Raw genomic sequence first — 21,239 nt, 5'->3', positions numbered from 1 at the left:
CAAACCGTCAGGGGGGGGCTATCATGAAGGCCGGATAAAACAGGAGGGTTTTTGATGGCGCATGCTCTCTTGTTCTTTGTCACGCTGATCCCCGTGTCCCCTTCCCTTCTCCCCGATTCGCTCCCCGTCCAGACCCGGGAAATTCCCCTTGCAGTGGCTCCGAAGGGAAAACCCATGAAGGCGGTGGTGAGTCGCCAGGGATTTCGGACACTGGTCCACCTTGTTCCACGGGAGGTGAGCGTTCGCACATTCTGGGTCCGTACCCGGGAAACCGACGTCCTTCCCTTCTCTTCCGGCTCCTCAGCCCCGCCTGTTCACCCCGAAGTGATCGGCCTTCCGGGTGCCCTTCGCTTTTCTTTTCCGGAACCGATATCGGTCCATCTTGAGGTGTTCAACGTTCTCGGACGAAGGGTGCTTTCCCGGGACATTCACGTTCCTGCAGGGCGGCATCTTCTTCGGTTTCAGGGATTGCCTGCCGGGATCTATCTCTTTCGGGTCCAGAGTCCCCTGGGTTCCTTTAAGGGAAGATTCCTCGCAGGAGCAAGGCGATGAAGAAGATCGGGTTGCTGTGTTTGGTGTTTTCTCTTCCGCTCTGGGCGCAAAGTGAGGAAGTGTTTGAACTCCAGGATCTTCAGTGGGGCACGCTGGTCCCTGTGGATACGCTGGATGGGATCGTGATTGAAGATACGGTTCATCTGGATACAGTGCGGGTGACAGACACCCTCACAGCCTATGCCTTTTTGACGGCGAAGAATTTCCGGATTGGGGATACGGTTCATGTCCGGTGGGTGTGTGAGGCGAGAGATTCGACGGGGGCGGTGGTGGATTCGCTGGAATGTTTCGTTTCGTCGCTTGTTTTGCACAGTGTGGACACGGCGGCCCTGACGGCTGTGTGGAAGTGGATCTGGGAGGTCAACCTTCCCGAGGCGGGGGACGCCTGTGTCACCGGTGGGGTGATCTGGGACACCTTGCGATACACGATCTGGCAAACGATAAGCGATCTGAACGACTGGGGACCCGGGGGCCTGGGATTTGCCTCTTCCGTGTGGATCGGGGGTCACCGGTATCTGGATTGCATCACGGTATATCCGGGCAGGGTGCAGGCGGAAGCCTGGTATGCTCCTGTGGTGGTTCCGGCAAAGCGGAGGGGTGGGAAGGAGGATCTTCAAACCCAGCCTCCTGTGGTGGTGGACGATCTGTGGTTACAGGATGACTTTCTGGAACTGGAACTGGTGTCCGGAACGGGGGCGGACGTGGATACGGTGTTTGGGGTGGACACGGTGAATCTCCGGATCCGGGAGAATTCCTGGGCGGATGTGGGGATTCGTGTGGTGGGTGTGGATTCCCTCGGAAACACGGTGGGTCCGGTGGTCAAGGATACGGTTTTCCGTGTGTTTGCCTGGACGGGGTTGAACGACATAGCGCAGATTCCGGTGGATTTCGGGATGGAAATCGGGAAGCGATACCGGGTGATGGCGTGGTCTCATGATCTTTTCTCCAACTATCTTGCGGACACCATGGAGGTGATTGTGATGCCGCGGGTCACAATTACCCTGAGTCCTAATCCCGTACGGCCCTACGTGCCGGAGAGATACAATCCTCTTCGTCCCTATCCAGACGCCGAAACCGTGCACGTGGAACTACGTATCACCCATCCACGCAGTGGGGAGCCGATCCCAAACGTACCCGTAAAATTGGAATCGAGGGGTGTACGTGCTACAGGTGGTCATACGCATGATAACGCACCCCTTGTAGGCGAATGGGTTGTGACTCAGGTACGAGGGATAGTCGATTCTACCTTCCAAGACGGTTATGGTACATATCAGGCGGACACAACGGAGATTCTCCGCCTTGATACCGTTGCGATCGTGTGGGGGCATACGGATTCACTGGGGATTTTTCATATTCCTTACAGACCCGCAGAAGCGTCGGGGAAGAAAACGATCAAAGTTTCTATTGGGAGAGAATTTCGATGGACCACGGTGGAAACATTGATGGTGGGATACCAGGATTTCTGGGAGCTGGTCGGACCAGGCATCGGTTACGAACTTGTGGGAGAAACGACCATCCATCCGTCCAATCACTGGGGAAGGTATTACCTGCACAACTTTATTCGAACCCTGGCTTTACTGGCTCACGACTCTATCCCCGGAGAACTATTGCGCATCAACGACATGAGCCTTCCATGGGGTGGGATGTTTGACATCTGTGGGAATTACCATCCCACCGAGCCCTGTGCAACAGGTGTGGGACACGAATGGCATCGCACGGGCGAACAGGTGGACCTCCAGGGACAGCGAAGTGATGGGTTAAGTCTGAACCCGGAGCGATTTACATATCTGACCTTGAGAGTAGTCCGTTTGCTGAGGTTGAACTTTGCACGCAGGATTCATCGAACGGCAAATCAGGCAAGGTATCATTATCACTTCACGGTGGTTCCCTGAAAAGGAGGGAACTGATGCGATGGGTTTCTCTGTTTCTCGTTCTTGTTATCCGCAAGGTTGTGGTGCTTCCCTCGGGGGACACAGCCATTGTGGAGATCCCGGAAACCGATCGTTTCGAAGCACAGGTTGTGGTGGAAGTCAAAGAAACCCTGTGGATGGATTCGTCCCGGTTCCTGTATCGGTATACTGTTATCAATTCCCCTCAAAGTGCGCAGGCGATTGCCACTTTTGGTATACCTGCAACCGCTATCCCGGCTTCGGGAATTCATGTTTATTCTTATGCCGATGGAGACACTTCCTACGGTGAACATTTCTCCTTTTTCCCTTCAGGATGGTCAGATGTTTACTCTCGAATCCCCTTTTGGGTTTCTTACATCCCTCCTGGTGACACGGCCCGGTACGTGTTCATTACCTCTGAGCTCCCGGATATCAGTTACTGGAACGCAGAAGGATATGATACCCTTTCTGCACCCACGTACATTGCCCCCACGGAGGGCGTGGTGGAGGAACTGGATCAAAAATACGGTATGCCGTTATTCCATGCCCTCACCCCCTTTGGACCCGGCAAATACGGGCGGACGGTAGGTCCGGGACCCCTGCCACCGCAGTCCCTGGACTCCATGGTGATCCACCTCCAGATCCGGAACGACACGGCTTTCGCCATCGGGTGGATGAGTGAACGGGCGCATGACCGTCTTGCCCGGCTTCTTCAGCAGGCCCTCCGCTGGTCACGGGAAGAACGCCTGGATCGCTATCGCGCCACGCTGGAGCGGTTTCTCAGCACCCTGGAGCGTTTTCACAACCAGGGGCACGTTCAGGACGAGGCGTTTTATGTCCTGTATTACCGCGCCCGGTATATCCTGAACCGCATCCCCTTCCCGGAGGGACGACCAGGACGGTGAGGAGACGATGGCCAAAACCCGGTCAGGGAAAAAGATTGTGCCTGTGAAGCCGCAACAAAAGGCGCAAGCCTGGAAGGAAGCGAAAAACCATGCCCGTTCGGCCTCACCGCCGGTCCACGCCGAACCGAAAGAAAGGGTGAGGCGTGCTTTTCTGCCAGGTGCGGCCCATCGCCACGCGGTTCTGTACGATCATCGCGGAAGGAAAAACCCTTTCAGGGAAGAAGGGTGAACGTGATCTTTTTTCGCTGGCCTGCCCGATCCAGAACCCGCAGGACATATTCCCCCGGTTCGAGATCCATCCACCGCCCTTCTCCCGACCAGGTCTTCCCGAGTGCCCTTCCGTTCAGCCTCCAGAACACCGGTGGATGACCTGTGCGGGCCAGAAAGAGCACCTTTCCTTCGTGCTGAAGAGATCGGACATACACGCCCCCATTTTCGGGACTTTCCACCACAAGGGGGAGGTCGTCCGTGCAGGAAGGATAGGAAGGAGGGAGATCGGGCCGGAAACGGCGGACCTCCGGAGGGGCATCCAGCGAAATCACCCGGACCACCGGGTCGGTTGTTCTTCCGCACACCACCGTGGAATCCTTCACCCGGACCCACACGGCCCGGTGATAGGGACACAGCGGGGGCACCCGGTCACCCAGCACCTCCACCGTGTCCCGGAGGGGGCAGATGTCCCGGGCGGGATAGCCCGTGTGGCCACACACTTCCACGGGAAGGAGTTCGGGTGTCGCAGTGGGGATGCTGTCTCCGCCGAGGGCCTCAAGAAGGTCAAACATCAGAGGCGCAGCGGCCACCGCACCCACCAGGCGCTCCGCCGAGCGCGGCGTGAAGTTCCCGGCCCACACGCCCACGGTGTAACGATCGGTGAACCCCACACTCCAGGCATCTCGCCGGCCCCAGGAGGTTCCCGTTTTCCAGTAAATCACAGGCATTTCACGCAGCACCCGCTGTCCCGGAAAGTCCGGTCGCTCCCGTTCCCGGAGGATCCGGAGAACCAGGGCCACCGACCCTTCCCGGAGAACCCGCCGGGAAGACACCGCGGATTCCTGATGGATCCGAAGGGGAGCGTGGAGCCCTCCCCGTGCTATCATGGCATAGAGGGCGGTCATTTCCAGAAGGGTGGCTTCCAGCCCACCCGTGATGCTTGCAAGGCCATAGGTTGAAACCCGATCGCCCGCAAACCCCACCTCTTCAAGCCACTGAACCCATCGCCCCCACCCCACCCGCAGAAGAAGGTCCACGAAGGGAACGTTGCGCGACTCCCGGAGGGCATCGGAAAGGGAAATCCAGCCCGAAAACGTGTTGTCAAAGTTGGACGGGCTGAACCGGCCAAAGCGCATGGGAATGTCCAGAAGCACGCTTTTCGGGGTGACCACGCCCTCCTGAAAGGCAAGGGCCACCAGGAACGGTTTGAGGAGCGACCCCACCGGCCTTCGCACGTCAAACCCCGGAATCTGTCCTCCCTCCGGGTCAAAATAGTCCCCACTTCCCACAGCTGCACGGATCTCGCCCGTGGCGTTGTCCACCACCACCACGGCCAGATGACGCCCCCCGATCTCCCGAAGACGAACCCGTTCCCGGGCCACCAGTCGTTCCACCATATCCTGAATTCCGGGGTCAAGGGTGGTGTGGATCACCCTCCGGGGGTCCCGCTGATGAAGCCAGTCCGTCACGTGGAGGGCTCTCTGAGGGAAGGGCCGGATATCCACCGGAACCGGTCGTTCCCTGCCCCGCGCGTAAGCCTCCTGAGAAAGGAGTCCGCACCGGAACATCCGCTTCAGCACCCGATCTCGCGCACGCCGGAGGGCCTGTTCCCGCGAAAGATGGGGAAACCGGAAGGTGGGCTGCTGCGGAAGGCTCACGAGAAACGCGATCTCCGCAGGATCCAGGTCCCGAAGGGGCTTTTCAAAATACATCCACGCGGCCGCCCGGACCCCTTCGATGTTCCCTCCATAAGGCGCCGTGTTGAAATACACTTCCAGCACCTTCCTCCGGCCCCACACCCCCGTCAGTTTCACCGCCTGCAGGGCTTCGAGCATCTTGCTCCAGATGGTGCGGGGACGGGGATGGAGGATCCGGACCACCTGCATGGGAAGGGTGGACGCCCCGGAGACCACACGCCGGGCCCGAACGTTCTGCCATAGCGCCCGGGCAACGGCCAGCACGTCCACCCCCGGGTGGTGAAAGAACCGCCGGTCCTCATAGCAGAGGGTGGCCTGAACGAGAAGAGGAGGCACGGAATCCAGGGGCGCATAGAGCCGCCAGGTTCCCCGTTCGGAAAGGAACACCCGGAGCCACCGGCCGTTTTGATCCAGGATCTCCTGACTGTACGCCTGCGGCGCCTCGGGAAGGGGAATCCACAGCATGCCCACCACCGCCGCGCCAAGGCCAAGAAGAACCACCCCTGTCCAGAGCCGGTGCGGGTGTTTAACGGATGACAATCTGTCCGTCGGGTGCATGTCCCTGTCGGGTGGGAAGGTACATCCGCATCACGGAAGCGCGGGGGAAATAATAGGTCCCGGGTATCACCGCCCGCACCGGAACCCGAAAGAGGTTTTTCCCCTGCCTCAACGTGCCGAAGGCTCGAACCGTGTGGCCTCGCACATCCAGATAGGCCGCCGCAAAGGGATGCACATCCGCGGGAACGCCCAGCGAGGGCACGAGCAGATTGAAAAGGCGGGGACTTTCTGCCCGGAGCCCTGCGGGGAGTCCCACATCCACCACGGCATCCGGCGCAGGGTCCGGAACTTTTGCCCACACCTCCAGGATATACCATTCCCCGGCCTGAAACTCCCGCACTTCACGCCCGTCCAGGGAGAGAAGGCGAACCTCAACCGCATAGGTGGTGGGAAGACGTTCCGGTTCGGTGGGGAATCCGTAGTTCTCCACGAGCACATACACCGGTCCCTTCCGGACGTTCAGACGAAGGGAGGTGGGATGTTCCGGAATCCGGGCCAGCTTCATGGCGCGCTGAACGCTCACGAACGGCCAGGACTTCCCATCCACCGTGAGGGCCACGTCCAGTTCCGGAGGCGGCGGCACGTGCCGGAGGCGAAGGGCAAGGGCAAGGAGGGCCCAGCCCAGTTCCTGCGTGGAATAATAAAAGGACGGCCGCCGGGAGAGGGCCTGAGCGAGATCGAGGAAATCTTCCGCCTGCGCCGGATGCCCGGGATACAGGTATTCCCGCACCCACAGGTACATGCCTTTGTCCCGCAGATCGCTTTCATACCACTCCCGGACCTTTCGGGGCCAGGGAGGAGGGGGAAGGGTGGAGAAGTGCTGAAGGGCCAGGGTGCGGTTGCCGAGGGCATACAGGGCAGCGGTTGCCCACAGCCGGTCTTCAGGGGCCTGGTTTCTGTCCTGAAGGATGTTGAGGAGATGGGTGGCGTAGGTGGAGCGCAACACGCCTTCCCGGGCCAGGACAAACGCACCGAAAGACGACTGATCCACATAGCCGAGAAGGCGCTGAGCGGCCTGTTCGGCAAGACCACGGGGGACGGAAAACCCGGCTTCGCGGGCTTCCTGGAGGAGGAACAGGGTGTAAAACTGGAGTTCGGGGGGCGCTTCCTGATCCCCGCCGGGCCAGAAGGCGAAACTCCCGTCGTAACGCTGGAAGGCGAGCAGCCGGGCAATCCCACCCTCGGCAAAATTCCGGATCTGGACAGCTGAAAAGGAGGAATCCAGGGCGGGAAGAAGATCGTAAAAGGCCACCAGGGGAACCAGCCGGGACGTGGTTTGCTCCAGGCACCCGTAAGGATACCCCACGAGATAGGCCAGGTGCTGAAGTCCGCCCACGAGGGGATGAGGCGCCACCATCACCCGAACCCGGTGGAAGGCGGGAGAAAAGGCCTGGACGTGGGGGGTGAGATCGTGGGTCCCCTCCCGGAGTTCAAGAAGCGTCCCCTTGCGCACAAAGGTGGTTCGGGGGAACACCTGGATGCGAAGCGTATCCCGGAGGGTTGCGCGTCCTGCAAGCTCCAGGGTATACACCGCCTCCCCGGGTTCTTTCGGAGCCCGAAAGTCCAGGCGCAGGAGGGTGTCTTTGCGCGGAGAAAGCGTGATGGAGCGTGTTTTTCGCAGCCCTGGTCCCTGAAACTTCAGTTGGACCTTCTGTGTTCGATCCCGTTCATTCCAGACACGAATCGCCACCTGGCTGTGATCTCCAGGATACAGGTAATCCGGCCCCACCACGTTCCAGCTGAGGGCGGAACGTACCGGGAGACGCCGGGTGAGGGTCTTCATCCGATCCTTCGAGACCACGTGGACAGCAAGGCGCGCTTCTCCGGTATAGAAGGACGGCACCTTCAGAGGAATCCGCAATCTCCCCTTTCCCTCAAAGGGTTTCCATTGGGCGAACAGGCGCTGGCTCTGGACCACGGGAAGGGCTTCGGCACCTCCTGCTTCCCCTCCGCCCGGGAGAGACACGCGCATCAGGGCATACAGGTTGTCCGCCCCTTCAAACTGCGGTGGATAGGGCCGGAGAATGTGGCGAACCACGTCGGGGGGATCAAATCCGGTGAGGCTCAGAATCCCTTCGTCCACAAGGGCAACCGCCCCCTCCACCGGTTCGTCACTCTGGATCACCAGTTCCGCGGTGGTCCCCGGCCGGAGGGTATCGGGAAGTTTGAGGGACACCGGAGCCATGAGGCGGGAAGGGATCACCTGGATCCGGGCCATTCCCGCTTTCCGAAGGACCCCCATGGAGGTAGGACGAAAGAGGAACACGCTCACATAGGCCACGGGTTCGCCGGAAACGCCCGGAAGGTCCACCCGGGTGGTTCCCGCCGACACATCCACCCACCGGAAGGCTTCCATTCGCTGTGTTTCCAGCGTCACAAGTGCCTTCCCCGGATAGGGCGAGGCCAGGCTCACCGGAATCGTCTCCCCCTCATCCACTTCCTTCGGAACGTTGAGGGGGATGCGTTCCGGGGCAAGATAAGGCTGTTCCTTTTCCCACCACCAGCCGGCATGGATCACGAGCAGCGAAGGGATCGCATCATCGGCTGTGGCCACAATTTCATACTTGCCCCAGAACCACGTCTTCGGAGGGGTCCAGGTCCAGGATGCATGCCCATCCACCGTCTGAAGGGTCACCACCTTGAGGGTATCGGTCCAGGTGATTTTTCGCCAGTTAAAGTTCACATATTCCCATTCAAAGCGTGTGCGGCGTAGGGTCAGGGTGACCGTTCGATCCTGTGGACGGCCTTCGGGACTCCAGAGATGGAGGGCGATGGGAACCGGGGATTCGGAAGCATACCGGATTGGCGAATAGAGCCCGATGAGCACCGGTTTTTCCATCAGCACGGTGGATTTTGTTGCCCGGGTGGCTTCACCGGTTGGATCGGACACCTCCACCTGGACCCGGACCTGGAGGAGGGGGCCCCGGCGGGGAAGGGTGCACGTCACGTTCGCTTTGCCGTCTTCGTCCAGATGACCCGGAACGGTGCGGTATTCGGGAGCATGGAATTCGATCCCCGTGAACACCTTATACCGCGGGTCATCGGGAAGGGAAAAGTGAGAGAGGACCTTTCCTTCACATCGCACGTGGAAAGAAAGTCCGGAGGCGGGACGGCCAAAGAGATACCTTGCCCGGAGGATCACGGGCAGGGCGTCCCCCACCACAAAGGGAGGCACGTCCACATCCAGATGCATCCGGCTCGGGCGAAACACCTCCACAAAGATTTTTCGTTGATCCACCACCTCATCCCCGAAACGGGCCTGGAGGGTGTAGGTCCCCGTGCTCATGGTTGCGGGGAGATCAAAGTCGGCCTCTCCCCATCCTGCGCCGGAAAGTTCCAGCGTGCGTTCCCTGAACACCCTTCCCTTCGGGGTGCGGAGCGACAGGAGGAGTTTGAGGGGCGCGCCGGTCCAGGTTCCCCAGTTCCGGGCCACAACGGCGACGTGGAGGGTTTCTCCTGGACGGTAGAGATCCCGTTCGGGGAGCAGGGCCACCCGGAACGGACCGGGCGGGGTTCCACCTGGCCAGTTTGTGGAAAGCGACATACGTTCGGAAAGAAGGTCCAGAAAGGTCACATGCGTTCCCTTTCGTGCAAGAATGGTGGCCGGTCGAAACCGCCCCGCTGAAGTTTGGCAGTGACCGTTTGCATCCGTGACACACCGGCCAATGAGGACATTGCGTGCGCTCCGGACTTCCATGTCCACGCCCTGAAGAGGGGCATATTGCGAGGCATCCACCGCCCACACGTCCACCTCTCGGGAAGAGGTTCGGGCATAGAGCAGGATGGGGGAAATCAGGAGGGTTGCCCGATCCTGCGCCCATTCCCGCTCTCTCCAGGAAAGCCTGCGGTTGCGGGGCATCACGAGCTCCCCTTCGAGGACATAGACCCCCGGGCTGTCCAGAACCAGTTCCGGGAGGGAAAGCCAGACGGCACCTTTTTCGGGGTGGGCTTCCATCACCGTGTCCCGGATGAGTTCGGCATACTGATTCCAGGAATACCACCAGTCTCTCCGCGATCGTGCCCACAGGGCGAGGTTGTCCGGGGGAATCCAGCGAATCCGCAGGCGGAAGCGGTCACTCCCGTGAACCTGGACGGGAAGCCGTCCGTTCTGGAACCCCGGTGGAAAGATCATGCCCTGGATGGGGAAGCGGAAGCGGACGGGTTCTTCCGGAATCTGCACCGTCCGGGTCACCTCGGAAGGAAGAGCCGCGTCTTCCACCGAGAATCCCTTGGGGAACGTAAGAACGTATAGATGTCCGGGCTGAAAGTCGCCGTGGAGGACGACGCTCCCGTCGGAAAGGCTGGTGGCGGTGAGGTTGCCCACGCGGGGGAGCATGCGGACGGTGCGAAGCACATAATCCGGATCGAGTTTGCATCGCGATTCGTGGGTCAGGGCGCAGGTGATCACAATCACAGGTTCCCCGGATTTCCAGGTCCCTTCCACCCGCTGGATGGAGACGTTGCGCTTCGGGATCTTGAGGGTGAGGATGACGTCTTTTTCGAGTTGAAAGTTTTCTTCCCGGGTGCGCCATCCCTTGCGGATGACGAGCTTGACGGCGGGTTTCTCGGGATGGGAAAAACGAAGGAAAATGGCTGAATCCCGGACCACGAGCGTGTCCGGGGGGATTTCTTGATGCCGTGTGCGGAGGGCGATCTGGCGCAGGAGGGTGGTGCGGGTGGTGTCCATGGGGTAGATGGGTTCCAGGCGGATCCAGAGTTTTGCGGCGTTCACCCGATGGACCACGGCGCTGATGGCGTCCAGGGGAGGGGTGATGAACTCTGCGGAGACAGGTTCCGGAAGGGGATAGACGGTGTCGGCGTCGGGAAGGCAGGAGAGGGTGTACTGATAGCGTGTTTTGGGGGTGGGGAGTCGGAGGAGACGGATTTTCAGGTGGTTTTCCTGGACCCACACGGCCTCGATGGGAAGGCCGGGATGGATGTCGAAGCATTGAGAGAGGAGGTCATCCCGTACGGGGCCGATTCGGGCGGGTGTGGGGCGTTTCCACTGAACGTGGATTTCCCGGGGAGGAAAGCCAAGGCGTCCAGAGGGATGGACTTCGACGGGGAGGGTGGGGGGTGTGACCTCACCGCGCTTGTTCGCAACGTCGGGTGTTTTGGGCACGTGGCGTTCGGAGGGTTTTCGGGAAGGGCAGGCGAGGAAGATGAAGAGAAAAACGCTCCCGAGGGCATAGATCCAGAACCGCATCACTCCCTCCTTGCTGGATGGACCATAGCCTACTATATAACCCCTGCGGCAGAATATCAAGGGTGCGCGTGCTGACCTCCGGACATACGTTCGAACACCCTCACCGACTGCACCCCACGAACATAGAGGATTTTTCCCGAACGTTGCCGGAGGTGGATGGGGTTCTTCTCACCTCCCCTGGCGGGAGGGACTGGGGGGACCATGGACGCCGGACGTTGACCCGGAGGTGAAGGTTCGTCCGGTTCTGCGTATCTTTCCCGGGATGTCCTTGCCCATCGTGATCGTGACCGCGGGCACCCGGGGGGACGTTCAGCCCTATGTGGCCCTGGGTGAGGGGTTGCGGGAGGCAGGCCTTCCCGTCCGGCTGGTGACCCATCCCGACTTTGCGGACATGGCCCGGCAAGCGGATCTGGATTTCGCCTCCCTGGGCATCCCCATCCGGTCCTTCGTGGAAGACGAGGAAGGGAAGGCGTTCATGGCCCGTGCTCGCCGGGGTGATCGGCTCATCCGGGGGATCATGGAACGCTTCCTGGAGCACGCCGATACGGTGATGGATCATCTGGTCCGGGCATGTTCGGACGCCCGTCTCATCGTGTTTTCCAGTCTGGGATTTCCGGCCTTTCACATCGCCCAGGCCCGGGGGATTCCGGGGGTGGCCGCCTATCTCCAGCCTCTCACCCCCACCCGCGCCTTTCCGGCTCCTGTGGGACACTTCCCCCGGTGGCTCCGCACGCCCTTCACCAACCGCCTGACCTACGCCTTCGCCTCGTTGTTGTCCTGGTGGCTTGTGCGCAAACCTTCCAACCACCTCCGGAAACGTCTGGGGCTTTCTCCCCTGGGGCTGCGGGGTCCCTTTCCCCTCCTCAGGCAACTCCGAATCCCTCACCTCTACGCCTTCAGCGAGCACGTCGTGCCGCGACCTCCGGACTGGCCGGACTGGGTCCACATCACCGGATACTGGTTCCGGAAAACACCACCCTTCACGCCCCCGCCGGATCTGGAGATCTTTCTTTCCACCCATCGCCCGGTGGTGTATATCGGCTTCGGAAGCATGCCCCTCCCCGACCCCGTCCGAGCGGTTCAGATTCTTCTTCAGACCCTGGAATCTCTGGATGTGTATGCGGTGATGGGCACGGGGTGGAGTGGCGTGGAGGTCCCCCGACATCCCCGCCTGTATCCGGTTCGGGAGATTCCCCACGAGTGGCTCTTTCCCCGGATGGATGCAGTGATCCATCACGGAGGGGCGGGAACCACGGCGATGGGGCTGCGTTTCGGCCGTCCCACCGTGATCGTGCCCTTCCTGGCGGATCAGTTCTTCTGGGGAGAACGGGTGGAGGCCATCGGTGCCGGTGTGAGTCTGGGCCACTTCCGGAACCTCACGCCGGACCGTCTGAAAGGGGCCCTCCGGGAGGTGCTTGAAAACCGGGAGACTCAGTGTCGAGCCCGGGCTGTGGGGGAGGCCATCCGGAGGGAAAAGGGGGTGACCCGGGCGGTGGAGATCATCGGCTCTCTCTTGGCCCGAGAGCCTTTTTGAATCTTACTGTTTCACCCGAAACGAGGAAGCCCTGTCGAGATCATCGCCAGGTCCAGTTCCTCAACCCATTCGATCAGGATGCTCCACGGGAACTTCGTACCTGGTGGAGGGAGAAAGCCGTGTTTGTGTCTCTCTGGAGAGTGTGGGGGACGGAGGGAAAGGCGTACACGTTTGGATGAGGCCATGCGTTGTAGTATTTCAACAGATCTTGACCCACCCCCTCCATTTCGGGGAGGAACTGCGTGGTGTACAGCACAGCCAGGTCATCCAGAAGGACCACCGGGAAGAAGGGATCAACACCAGAGACGCCGTAAATCTCCTGAAAAGCCTCCCACGGTGTCCTCCCTTCCATCCCGTACCCGAGATGCACCCGCTCCATGTTGTAAAACCACGACCACTCCGACGCCGCCCGGAGAAACTCTTTCACATCCCTCACCTCCAGAATCTTTGGACGGTAGAATTCCTCATCATCCGTCCGGTGGCTCCGCTCCACACGGCCATTGTACTGCTTCCGACCCATCGGATATCTCACCATCTGCGCTCCCACCGGCAACAGATCCCTCAAATTGATCTGGGCCAGACGATCCGGATTCGTCCCCCCAAATTCCTCCCCATGATCCGTCTGGAGCACCATCCATCCCTCAAGACCCAGCATGCGCAGCACCATCACCGCCAGAACCATCCCCAGACGACTGTTCTCCCGCGTCAGACGATAGGCAAAGAAGATCAGACGTAGACGGCTCCGCGCTTCCAGAACGGTAAACTGGAATCGGGGGAGTTTCCGTTTTCGGATATGGTCATACCGCTTTGTTCCCAGCGCTTTCTTGTCCAGGATGTATTTCCAGTCCACCTGGAGCAGGATCACGCCCTCCCGGTCTTCGTACCGTTCCCACGTCCATACAGCAGGCGCAGCGCCGCCCGAATTCTTCTTGCGTTTCCGGGAGATCTTCACACCCGTGCGTTTCAGGATACGCCAGACGGTGACCGGAGAGATTTGAATTCCCTCGTCGTGGGCGATCTGTTTGGCGATCCGCTGGACGCCCCAGGAGGAATGGGCGGATTTCCATTCGAGGACCTTTTTCTCAATGTGTTCAGGGGTTTTGCGGGGGGATCGGTGAGGGCGACGGGATTGGGGAAGAAGGGAGGCTTCGCCGTGCTGTTTGTACTCCCGGATGATGGCGCGAACGGTGTTTCGGGACATGGAGAAGATTCGGGCGGTCTCCCGTATACTTCCTGTGCGCTGGTAGACTTCGATCACCTTGCGTTTGGGGAAGGTTGGATCTTTACTCATGGCGACCAACTCCCTGTAGGTGACGGCGCTTACGATCATCATCTTCACCCCCTGAGTTTGGTTCATACCGGCTCAGGGGGTGAATGTCCAGCTTCTCGGCTGTCCTTTCAACCCACATCCACACGTTCCTGCTGTATTCGGAAACTTCAGGGGGTGGGTCAGTATGTATTGTAATGCTACACGTTTCGTTGACACGTCAGGGCGCCCGGCGTACAATTAGCCCATGCGGATTCTGTGGGTGGATGACGAAATCGAGGGGTTTCGTGCACACATCCGTTTTCTGGAACAGCGAGGCATCCAGGTTCTGACCGCCAACCATCCGGCAAAAGCCCTGGACCTCCTGGCGCAGGAGCCGGTGGACCTTGTGCTTCTGGATTACCGTATGCCGGGCATGAACGGAGAACAGCTGTTTGGCGAGCTGCGGTCTCATCACCCCAACCTTCCCGTGGCGTTCATCACCATGGTGGAAGACCCTGACGTCATGAGCCTTGCGGGCGAACCGGGTGTCGTGGGCTATGTGGTCAAGCCTTTCCGTCCCTCCCAGCTTCTGGCTCTGATGGAACAGGTTCGCCCCCAGGAAGCACGCCGGCTCCGGAAGTTTTCCCGGGAACTCGCATCCCTGGGGCAGGAGCCTTCGGACTGGCTGGAGCGGGCCCGGATTCTCGCCGAATGGGCGGAAACCCCGGACGAACTCTTCCATCACGAGCGCCGCTCCCAGAACAGCGCCTTTGCTCGCTGGATCGAGCGCACGTACCCCGACTTGCTGGATTCCTCCCTGCTTCTCCATCGCGCCCTCCCCGAACATGTCTTTCCTTTGCTTCGGGAAGGCCAGCGTGTGGTGCTTGTGGTGATGGACGGTCTCCGGCTGGAGCAGTTTCATCGGATCCTCCGGTTTCTGAAAACACCTGTACGGATGGAACGCACCCTTCTCTTCACCCTTCTTCCTTCCGCCACGCCTTTCGCCCGGAACGCCCTGTTTGCGGGCATGCTTCCCAGGGACATCCACCGCCGGTATCCAGGAGCCCTGGAAAACAACAAGGAAGAAGCGCAACTTCTCGAACATCATCTGGTCCGGGAGGGCCTGGACCTTGCCTTCCGGTTCCGGAAGTGGCTCCGCCCGGAACATTTTGAAGGGGACTGGAAAGCCCCCTTTGAAGTGGTGGTGGTGAGCTTTTTCGACTGGCTTGGACACCTCTGGCAGCGAATGCCCTTTATCCGGGATGTGGATTTCCGGAAGTTCGTGGAGTTCCTGATGCAGGAAACACCCCTGGGTCCTGCGCTGGATCAGGCGCTGGAGCAGGGCTACACGGTGGTGCTCACAAGCGACCACGGATGGGTGGAAGCCCGGGAACCGGTGGTCATCCGGGCGGGACGGGAGGTTTCAGGAGGACTTCGTTACAAAATCGGACAGAGCATGAAAGTCCTCCGGGGCAAGGCCCTGGACATTCGGGATCTGGAAGGGTGGGGGCTTCCCCGGTCCATGGGAGATCGGCTGCTTCTTGCGATGGAAGAGGGCTATTTCGTCTATGAATCCGATCCCCGGAAATTTGCCGACACCTACCGGCACTGGCTCTTCCATGGGGGCGTATCCCTGGAAGAGATGGTGGTGCCCCTCATTCGTCTGGAACGCCTGTCCTGAACGTTGAAAAGGAGTGGAAACCATGCAACCCTGGGCGGTGATTGTGCACACGGGCGCGGGCAAAAAACCCGAGAAGAAGCGGGACGAGGTGGAGAAGGCCGCGCGAGAGGCGGTTCGGGCTGCACTCGAGGTGAAACAGCAGGGTGGAAGCGCGGTGGACATGTGCGTGGCGGCGGTGAAAGTGCTGGAAGACAGCCCCGTGCTGAACGCGGGGACCGGATCGGTGCTCACCGTGGACGGACGGTGTGAAATGGACGCCGCGCTGATGGTGGGATCCACCCAGCGGATGGGGGCGGTGGCCAACGTGGAACGCATCAAAAACCCCATCGAACTCGCCCGTGCCGTGATGGAGCGCACGGATCATGTCCTGCTTTCCGGGGAGGGTGCCGAGCGCTTTGCCCGTTATCTCGGATTCCCGGAATACGACCCCATCACCGAAGAGCGGCGGCGGCAATGGAGAGAGCTGATCGAGCGGCTGGAACGAGGGGAAGCGCCCCGGTGGGCGCGGAAACTCCCGGAATTCCTGAAAGCCTATCCCGAGCTTCTCCACGGCACGGTGGGATGTGTGGTGTTGGGACCGGAAGGAGAAATTGTGGCAGGAACGTCCACAGGGGGGATTTTTCTCAAACTCTTCGGCCGGATTGGTGACACCCCTCTTCCGGGTGCCGGCACCTACGCATCCTCCGGGGGCGGTGCATCGGCCACCGGCATCGGAGAGGGCATCATGCGAAGCCTCCTGACCTTCCGGGCGGTGGACGTCATGGAGGGCGGCGTGGACGCCATGGAGGCGGCCCGGTCTGCCCTCAAAGAGGCTGAACAGCGGATTCCAGACCTGGAGGCCGGGCTCATCACCGTGGACCCGGCGGGACGGGTGGGATTTGCCCACAACACGGAGGCCATGCCCGTCGCCTTTGCAACCCATGAACATCCAGACATCCGGTTTGTGGAGCGTTCGAACTGAGCCAGGAGGGATGTATGTGGTGGGCACTGCTCATCGCCCAAACAGCTCTAAATTTTGCCGCGGGCTGGGGCGCCTTTGAAATGGATGCAGATCAAGACGGTCTGGCGGATGGATGGCGCTTCCTCCCTGGAAAGACCCTTGTTTCCAGTGGTGTTCAGGTGGAACGTTCCCTGGACAGCCGGGTGGTGTATCGAGGGGGGGCCAGCCAGTCCTTCGAGGTCACACGGAAGGGCGCAGGGTTGTCCACGGAATTCTTTGTGCTTTCTCCGGGCATTTATCCCCTCTCGTCCGCCTATCCCCAGCCCGGTGACACCCTGAATGTCCGGTTCTGGATTCAGGATTCCGGTCGGGTGGGCATGACCTATGCCGCCTATCTCATCCTCCGGCGATCCGGGGGGGACACGGCTCTCACCCTGTATGAAAGTCCCCACTTCCCGCAAAAGGGCTGGCAGAAAGTGGAGAAGAAAATCCTTCTTCCCCAGGGTTTTCGTGCCCTTCAGATCGCCCTTCATGTGCGCACGGGCGACGGGCCCGTGGCCGGGCATCTGTGGCTGGACCATCTGGTCCTCACCGCCGGGAAAAACCTTCCACCTCCCGTCCTCCGTCCCTTCCGGCTCGTTCGCTTCATGCCGTCTTCCTTCACCACGGACTGGATCCGGGATCTGGTGACCTTTGACCTCTTCGTGGTGCAGGATCCCCTGACGGCGGCCCGGATCAAAGCCATCAACCCCTCGCTGCCCGTGTATCTGTATGCCACCCCCTGGGTGAGTGTGGTGAGCCGGAAGGAGGGGCCCAACAACGTGCTGGGGCGTTTTGGGGACTTTTTCCCCTTTGACTGGGCCAATCAGAAACGTCCGGAGTGTTTTCTGACATCCTCCACCGGCCAGCGGATGGTGCGTGTGGACGGCGGCCTGGAATATTACGCCATGAACCTTTCGGATCCGGTGTGTCGGGATCGGGTGGTGATCAATCTCTCCCGCTATATCGAGGATGCCTTCCGGCGGAACACCTCGTGGACCGTGGACGGAATCATGGCCGATCATCTGGGCTGGTATGCCACTGAAACACCCGGGGGCGGGGAAGCCATACGAAAAACCCTGCAGGATCTGGCGAAACGTAACATCAACGTGATTGGAGCCCTGAACGCTTCCCTTATAGCCCGTCCGGGCCTGGAAGATCTCGTCCGAAAAACTCACCTGCCCCTGCTCAAGCATTTCGTTCATCAGGACGGTGCCATTCCGGCCCCCCGTGCGCTGGAAAAAGAGCTCAAACTGGCCACCAAACCGGTCATCCTTCAGATTCAGTGGCCCGAGGGAGAACGCCTTGCCCGTTACGTGCTGGATGCCCTGTATCTTGTGGCCCATCCGGACCTGTATGTGTCTTTGTCCAGTTTTGACGAACGCCCCGCGGAATACGGTTTGCTCAGCCAACTCCGACGGGACTATGGAGAACCCCGTGGAACCTTCAAGGTGTATAAACGGAAAAAAGATGAGGGGTCCCTTCTTTTCCGGGAATTCTCCCGGGGGATCCTCCTTTTCAACACATCCGGTGTTCACACGTTCCCCTACCGGTTGAAAAAAACCATGATCCACCCTGAACAGGGACGCCTGGAGGCCAAATCCGAGGTGAACGTGCCTCCCCATGCCTCCCTGTTCCTGAAATTTGCGGAGTAAAAGCGTGAAAGTGGCGAAATACCTGGCCCTGGCCGTGCTCGTCGGCCCTCTCCATGCCCAGACCGGCGTCCTGATGGATTGGACGAAAAATGAGACCGCCGGGAATGCGGACTGGGTGGCGGATCACAACGCACCTCTCCCCACGCCCTCTTCCCCTTCTTCTCCCACAGACTGGGACGGGGCCTATTCCACCTGGGCCTTCAACATCCTGACCCGAACGGGGCGGCGCATCCGGACTCTCCCTCCCGGTCAATCCATCCGGTATGGAAACGGTGCGGACAGTCTGGACCTCTCCCACTTTGAACTGTTCATCCTCCCTGAACCCCAGAACCCCCTGTCTTCTCAGGAAGTCCAGGCTGTTCTCGATTTTCTCAAGGCGGGGAGATCGGTGATCCTGATTGCAAACCACAATGGATCGGATCGGGACAACGACGGATGGGATTCTCCCCATGTTCTGAACGCGGCCTTTGAAGACAGCCTGGGGATCCATTTCCACGTCACGGGCGATTCCTACAATTCCTTCTCGGATAGTTCTTCTGTGGTGGACACCAACCACCCGGTCATCACGGGACCTGCGGGGAGGGTGTACGCCATTGCCTTTCACGGCGGGACGCTCATCTCCCTGACGGGAGGGTCTTCTTCCGTGGAGGGCGTGGTGTGGCACCCCTCCGTTTCGGTGGGGAGCTCCACCCGCCTGATGGTGGCCTGCGGGACCTATGGCCTGGGGAAGTTCTGCGCCATGGGGGATTCATCCCCCCCGGATGACGGAACCGGTGATCCCGGGGACAACCTGTATGACAACTGGAACGAACTGGACAACGCCGTCCTCCTCATCAACATGGTGGCCTGGCTCCTGGATCTCACTACATCGGTGAACGAGAACCACCTCCAGCGAACGGCGATTGTGTTCGGCCCCCGTCCGTCGAACGGCCGGGAGATCGTGTTGGACCCTTCTGGACGGAAGGTGAACAGAATCCAGAAGGGGAGGATGTATCGCCTGGTCACACCGGAGGGAACGCTGTGGTGGTTGCCCTGATTCTGGCCCTGTCCCCCTTTCAGGCGGCCCTGCGCTCCCTGATCCTGCCCGGATGGGGGCAGGTCAGCCTGGGGGCTTCGCCCCGGGTGTTCGTGATCACGGAAGGCGTGCTGGGGGCGGGCACGTTTCTCGCCTGGCAGGAAAGCCGCCGGGCTGCAACCAACGCGGAACTCTATGCCCTCCGTCACGCCCGGCCGGACGGAAATCTCACCGCCCGGTTTTTTGATCTGGCCGAAGGCTATGAAACGTTTGAGGACTACCGGGACGACCTGTATCGCCAGGCCCGGGAGCTCTATCCCGGCGACCTCGACGCCCAGAACCGGTATGTCCAGGAACGGCTTCCCTCCGTAACCTGGGCGTGGGAAAGCCGGGATGCCTGGTTTGCCTATGCGGATCTCCGGGGCACGGCCCGATCCTGGGGGAACCGCACACGGGTGCTGGTGGGACTTCTTGTGGCCCACCACGTGGTGAGCGCCCTGGACGCCTATTTTCGGGCCCGTGATGCCGGCGTGAACATCTCCCTGCACCCGACGCCCCATGGGGGTGCGGGGGTTTTGCTGACCACCCGTTTCTGAACCATCCAGAACGGTGATGCCCTCAACCGTCCGTGTACGGATTGGAAAGGTTCTGTTTCGCCACCGGGGTTGGCTGCCCGTCCCCTTTTTCGTCATTGCGGTGGCGGCCTCATGTCCCACGGGATGGAGCGTGGGGATCGGGCTTGCGGGACTGGTTCTCGGCGAACTCCTCCGGATCTGGTCCGTGGCCCACGCGGGGCTCACCACCCGGGCCCGGCACATCACCGCGTCCCGTCTTGCCCGGGGGGGACCCTACGCGTGGGTGCGCCATCCCATCTATGGGGGAAATTTCCTGGTGGGGCTGGGGTTTGTGGGACTTCTGACCGCCAATCTGTGGATCTGGGGGGCCTATGCCCTGCTCTTCTGGCTGGAATATACCCTCATCACGGATGCCGAAGAGGACTTTCTCATGTCCCGGTTTCCCGAATATCGGGTTTACCGGGCCCGCGTCCCCCGCTTCCTTCCCCTTCGGGGACGGGCCTGGCATGAAGACGAGCGGGGAGACGTCCGGATGGCCCTCCACAGCGAACGAAGCACCTTCTGGCTTCTTGCGGGCATGGTGGTGCTTGCCGCCCTCAAGCACCAATTCCTCTGCCCATGACGGCGTCCATTCTGTCCGGCGTGCTCCAGATCGGTTTCATGGCTCTGGTGGGCGCCCTGTTCGTCCACAAAAAGTGGTTTCCTGAAGAGGCTCTTCCGGCGCTGGCCCGGCTGGTGATTGACCTCACCCTGCCAGCACTGATCCTGATTCGCTTCATGGATGCCCTCTCTTTTGAAGCCCTCCGAACCCACGCCCTCATTCCCCTGTTTCCCTTTCTGCTTGCCTTTTTGGCCCTCGTTGGGCTTCTCCCCTGGTGGCTCTGGAAAGAGGTGCGGGCGTTCTGGCGAGAGGTTCTTGGGCTTTCTCTGTTCCAGAATGCGGGATACCTGCCCCTGACCCTTGCGGTGGCGCTCTTCCCACCCGAAAAGGCCGCGGCCTTTCAGGTGGCCGTGTTTTTCTTCGTCTTCACTGCGAGCCCTTTCCTCTGGAGCGTGGGGGTTATGCTTCTCTCCGGAAAACGGGAATTTCCCATCACCCCCCCCTTTGTTGCGGTGATTGTGGGCGTTCTCCTGACTTTTCTTCACGTGGATCTGCCTTCCTGGATCCGTTTACCCCTTGCGGCATTTGGCGAGGCCACCATCCCCCTCGGCATGTTTCTCGTGGGGGGGTATCTGGCCGGAATGGTGGGTGGGGTCTCCCGGGAAGAAATGCCGGCTCTCCTCGCGGTGGGAGCCACCAAGGCCCTGACCCTGCCCCTTCTCACCCTGGCCTTCCTGCACTGGATTTCCCTGCCAACCCCCGCCCGGGAACTCCTGTGGATGGAAGCCCTGATGCCCTCGGCGGTCAACACGGTGGTGATCGCCGCTCGCTATGGGGGGAACGTCCATCTCACGGCCCGGGGCGTGTTCCTGACCCATCTCCTGAGCTTGATCGTGATTCCGGTGTTTCTCCCACTCCATTTTTGAGGAGGCA

The 21,239-nt window shown here is 60.6% G+C and carries 14 protein-coding genes; 11 read left to right on the top strand and 3 right to left on the bottom strand.

Annotated features, from left to right (window positions below):
- The first annotated feature begins 54 nt into the window (after positions 1-54).
- Genes AC6HU3_RS10500 through AC6HU3_RS10490 form a run of 3 tightly spaced genes read left to right on the top strand, consistent with a single transcriptional unit; the run spans position 55 to position 3,346 of the window.
- On the top strand, positions 55-552 hold the full coding sequence (locus AC6HU3_RS10500; protein ID WP_497473707.1) for a T9SS type A sorting domain-containing protein: 498 nt from the start codon (positions 55-57) through the stop codon (positions 550-552).
- Positions 549-2,444 (top strand): hypothetical protein, encoded by a 1,896-nt coding sequence (locus tag AC6HU3_RS10495; RefSeq protein ID WP_497473706.1) that lies wholly within the window; start codon positions 549-551, stop codon positions 2,442-2,444. The genes AC6HU3_RS10500 and AC6HU3_RS10495 overlap by 4 nt, the downstream gene beginning before the upstream one ends.
- Positions 2,445-2,458: 14 nt before the next feature.
- Positions 2,459-3,346 (top strand): FIMAH domain-containing protein, encoded by an 888-nt coding sequence (locus AC6HU3_RS10490; RefSeq protein ID WP_497473705.1) that lies wholly within the window; start codon positions 2,459-2,461, stop codon positions 3,344-3,346.
- 212 nt (positions 3,347-3,558) lie between these two features.
- Here the strand turns inward: AC6HU3_RS10490 and pbpC are convergent, their stop codons facing one another.
- Positions 3,559-5,754 (bottom strand): penicillin-binding protein 1C, encoded by a 2,196-nt coding sequence (gene pbpC / locus AC6HU3_RS10485; RefSeq protein ID WP_497473704.1) that lies wholly within the window; start codon positions 5,752-5,754, stop codon positions 3,559-3,561.
- A 25-nt stretch (positions 5,755-5,779) separates the two neighbouring features.
- Positions 5,780-11,017, bottom strand: a complete 5,238-nt coding sequence (locus tag AC6HU3_RS10480; RefSeq protein WP_497473703.1) for an alpha-2-macroglobulin family protein — start codon at positions 11,015-11,017, stop codon at positions 5,780-5,782.
- Between the two features lie 262 nt (positions 11,018-11,279).
- Between AC6HU3_RS10480 and AC6HU3_RS10475 the strand changes: the two genes are divergently transcribed.
- Positions 11,280-12,551 carry a glycosyltransferase gene (locus tag AC6HU3_RS10475; RefSeq protein WP_497473702.1) on the top strand — a complete coding sequence of 424 codons (1,272 nt, stop codon included), beginning with the start codon at positions 11,280-11,282 and terminating at the stop codon, positions 12,549-12,551.
- Between the two features lie 73 nt (positions 12,552-12,624).
- Here AC6HU3_RS10475 and AC6HU3_RS10470 read toward each other — a convergent pair whose 3' ends face one another.
- The gene (locus AC6HU3_RS10470; protein ID WP_497473701.1) at positions 12,625-13,842 is read right to left on the bottom strand and encodes a helix-turn-helix domain-containing protein; all 1,218 of its coding nucleotides are present in this window, start codon (positions 13,840-13,842) and stop codon (positions 12,625-12,627) included.
- 223 nt (positions 13,843-14,065) lie between these two features.
- On the opposite strand from AC6HU3_RS10470, the gene AC6HU3_RS10465 reads away from it, so the two are divergent.
- The 7 genes from AC6HU3_RS10465 to AC6HU3_RS10435 are packed head-to-tail and all read left to right on the top strand — an operon-like array spanning position 14,066 to position 21,232.
- On the top strand, positions 14,066-15,481 hold the full coding sequence (locus AC6HU3_RS10465) for a response regulator (protein WP_497473700.1): 1,416 nt from the start codon (positions 14,066-14,068) through the stop codon (positions 15,479-15,481).
- Between the two features lie 22 nt (positions 15,482-15,503).
- Positions 15,504-16,442: an isoaspartyl peptidase/L-asparaginase family protein gene (locus tag AC6HU3_RS10460; RefSeq protein WP_497473699.1), complete on the top strand. Its 939-nt coding sequence runs from the start codon at positions 15,504-15,506 to the stop codon at positions 16,440-16,442.
- 14 nt (positions 16,443-16,456) lie between these two features.
- Positions 16,457-18,115: a hypothetical protein gene (locus AC6HU3_RS10455; RefSeq protein WP_497473698.1), complete on the top strand. Its 1,659-nt coding sequence runs from the start codon at positions 16,457-16,459 to the stop codon at positions 18,113-18,115.
- 4 nt (positions 18,116-18,119) lie between these two features.
- On the top strand, positions 18,120-19,151 hold the full coding sequence (locus tag AC6HU3_RS10450; protein ID WP_497473697.1) for a hypothetical protein: 1,032 nt from the start codon (positions 18,120-18,122) through the stop codon (positions 19,149-19,151).
- Positions 19,139-19,726, top strand: coding sequence for a hypothetical protein (locus AC6HU3_RS10445; protein ID WP_497473696.1), 588 nt, complete (start codon positions 19,139-19,141; stop codon positions 19,724-19,726). The genes AC6HU3_RS10450 and AC6HU3_RS10445 overlap by 13 nt, the downstream gene beginning before the upstream one ends.
- Before the next feature lie 16 nt (positions 19,727-19,742).
- Positions 19,743-20,327, top strand: a complete 585-nt coding sequence (locus tag AC6HU3_RS10440; RefSeq protein WP_497473695.1) for a methyltransferase family protein — start codon at positions 19,743-19,745, stop codon at positions 20,325-20,327.
- A complete protein-coding gene (locus tag AC6HU3_RS10435; RefSeq protein ID WP_497473694.1) occupies positions 20,324-21,232 on the top strand; it encodes an AEC family transporter in 909 nt (302 codons plus the stop codon). Before AC6HU3_RS10440 ends, AC6HU3_RS10435 begins: the two co-directional genes overlap by 4 nt.
- Positions 21,233-21,239 lie beyond the last annotated feature (7 nt).

The organism is Caldifarcimen microaerophilum, assembly GCF_055387105.1.
This window is presented reverse-complemented; position numbering and strand designations above follow the sequence as displayed.

What these genes read in the sequence shown, in the direction of transcription:
- AC6HU3_RS10500 (WP_497473707.1), top strand. Translation starts at nt 55, where the DNA reads ATGGCGCATGCTCTCTTGTTCTTTGTCACGCTGATCCCCGTGTCCCCT.
- AC6HU3_RS10495 (WP_497473706.1), top strand. Translation starts at nt 549, where the DNA reads ATGAAGAAGATCGGGTTGCTGTGTTTGGTGTTTTCTCTTCCGCTCTGG.
- AC6HU3_RS10490 (WP_497473705.1), top strand. Translation starts at nt 2,459, where the DNA reads ATGCGATGGGTTTCTCTGTTTCTCGTTCTTGTTATCCGCAAGGTTGTG.
- AC6HU3_RS10480 (WP_497473703.1), bottom strand. Translation starts at nt 11,017, where the DNA reads ATGCGGTTCTGGATCTATGCCCTCGGGAGCGTTTTTCTCTTCATCTTC.
- AC6HU3_RS10475 (WP_497473702.1), top strand. Translation starts at nt 11,280, where the DNA reads ATGTCCTTGCCCATCGTGATCGTGACCGCGGGCACCCGGGGGGACGTT.
- AC6HU3_RS10470 (WP_497473701.1), bottom strand. Translation starts at nt 13,842, where the DNA reads ATGAGTAAAGATCCAACCTTCCCCAAACGCAAGGTGATCGAAGTCTAC.
- AC6HU3_RS10465 (WP_497473700.1), top strand. Translation starts at nt 14,066, where the DNA reads ATGCGGATTCTGTGGGTGGATGACGAAATCGAGGGGTTTCGTGCACAC.
- AC6HU3_RS10460 (WP_497473699.1), top strand. Translation starts at nt 15,504, where the DNA reads ATGCAACCCTGGGCGGTGATTGTGCACACGGGCGCGGGCAAAAAACCC.
- AC6HU3_RS10455 (WP_497473698.1), top strand. Translation starts at nt 16,457, where the DNA reads ATGTGGTGGGCACTGCTCATCGCCCAAACAGCTCTAAATTTTGCCGCG.
- AC6HU3_RS10440 (WP_497473695.1), top strand. Translation starts at nt 19,743, where the DNA reads ATGCCCTCAACCGTCCGTGTACGGATTGGAAAGGTTCTGTTTCGCCAC.
- AC6HU3_RS10435 (WP_497473694.1), top strand. Translation starts at nt 20,324, where the DNA reads ATGACGGCGTCCATTCTGTCCGGCGTGCTCCAGATCGGTTTCATGGCT.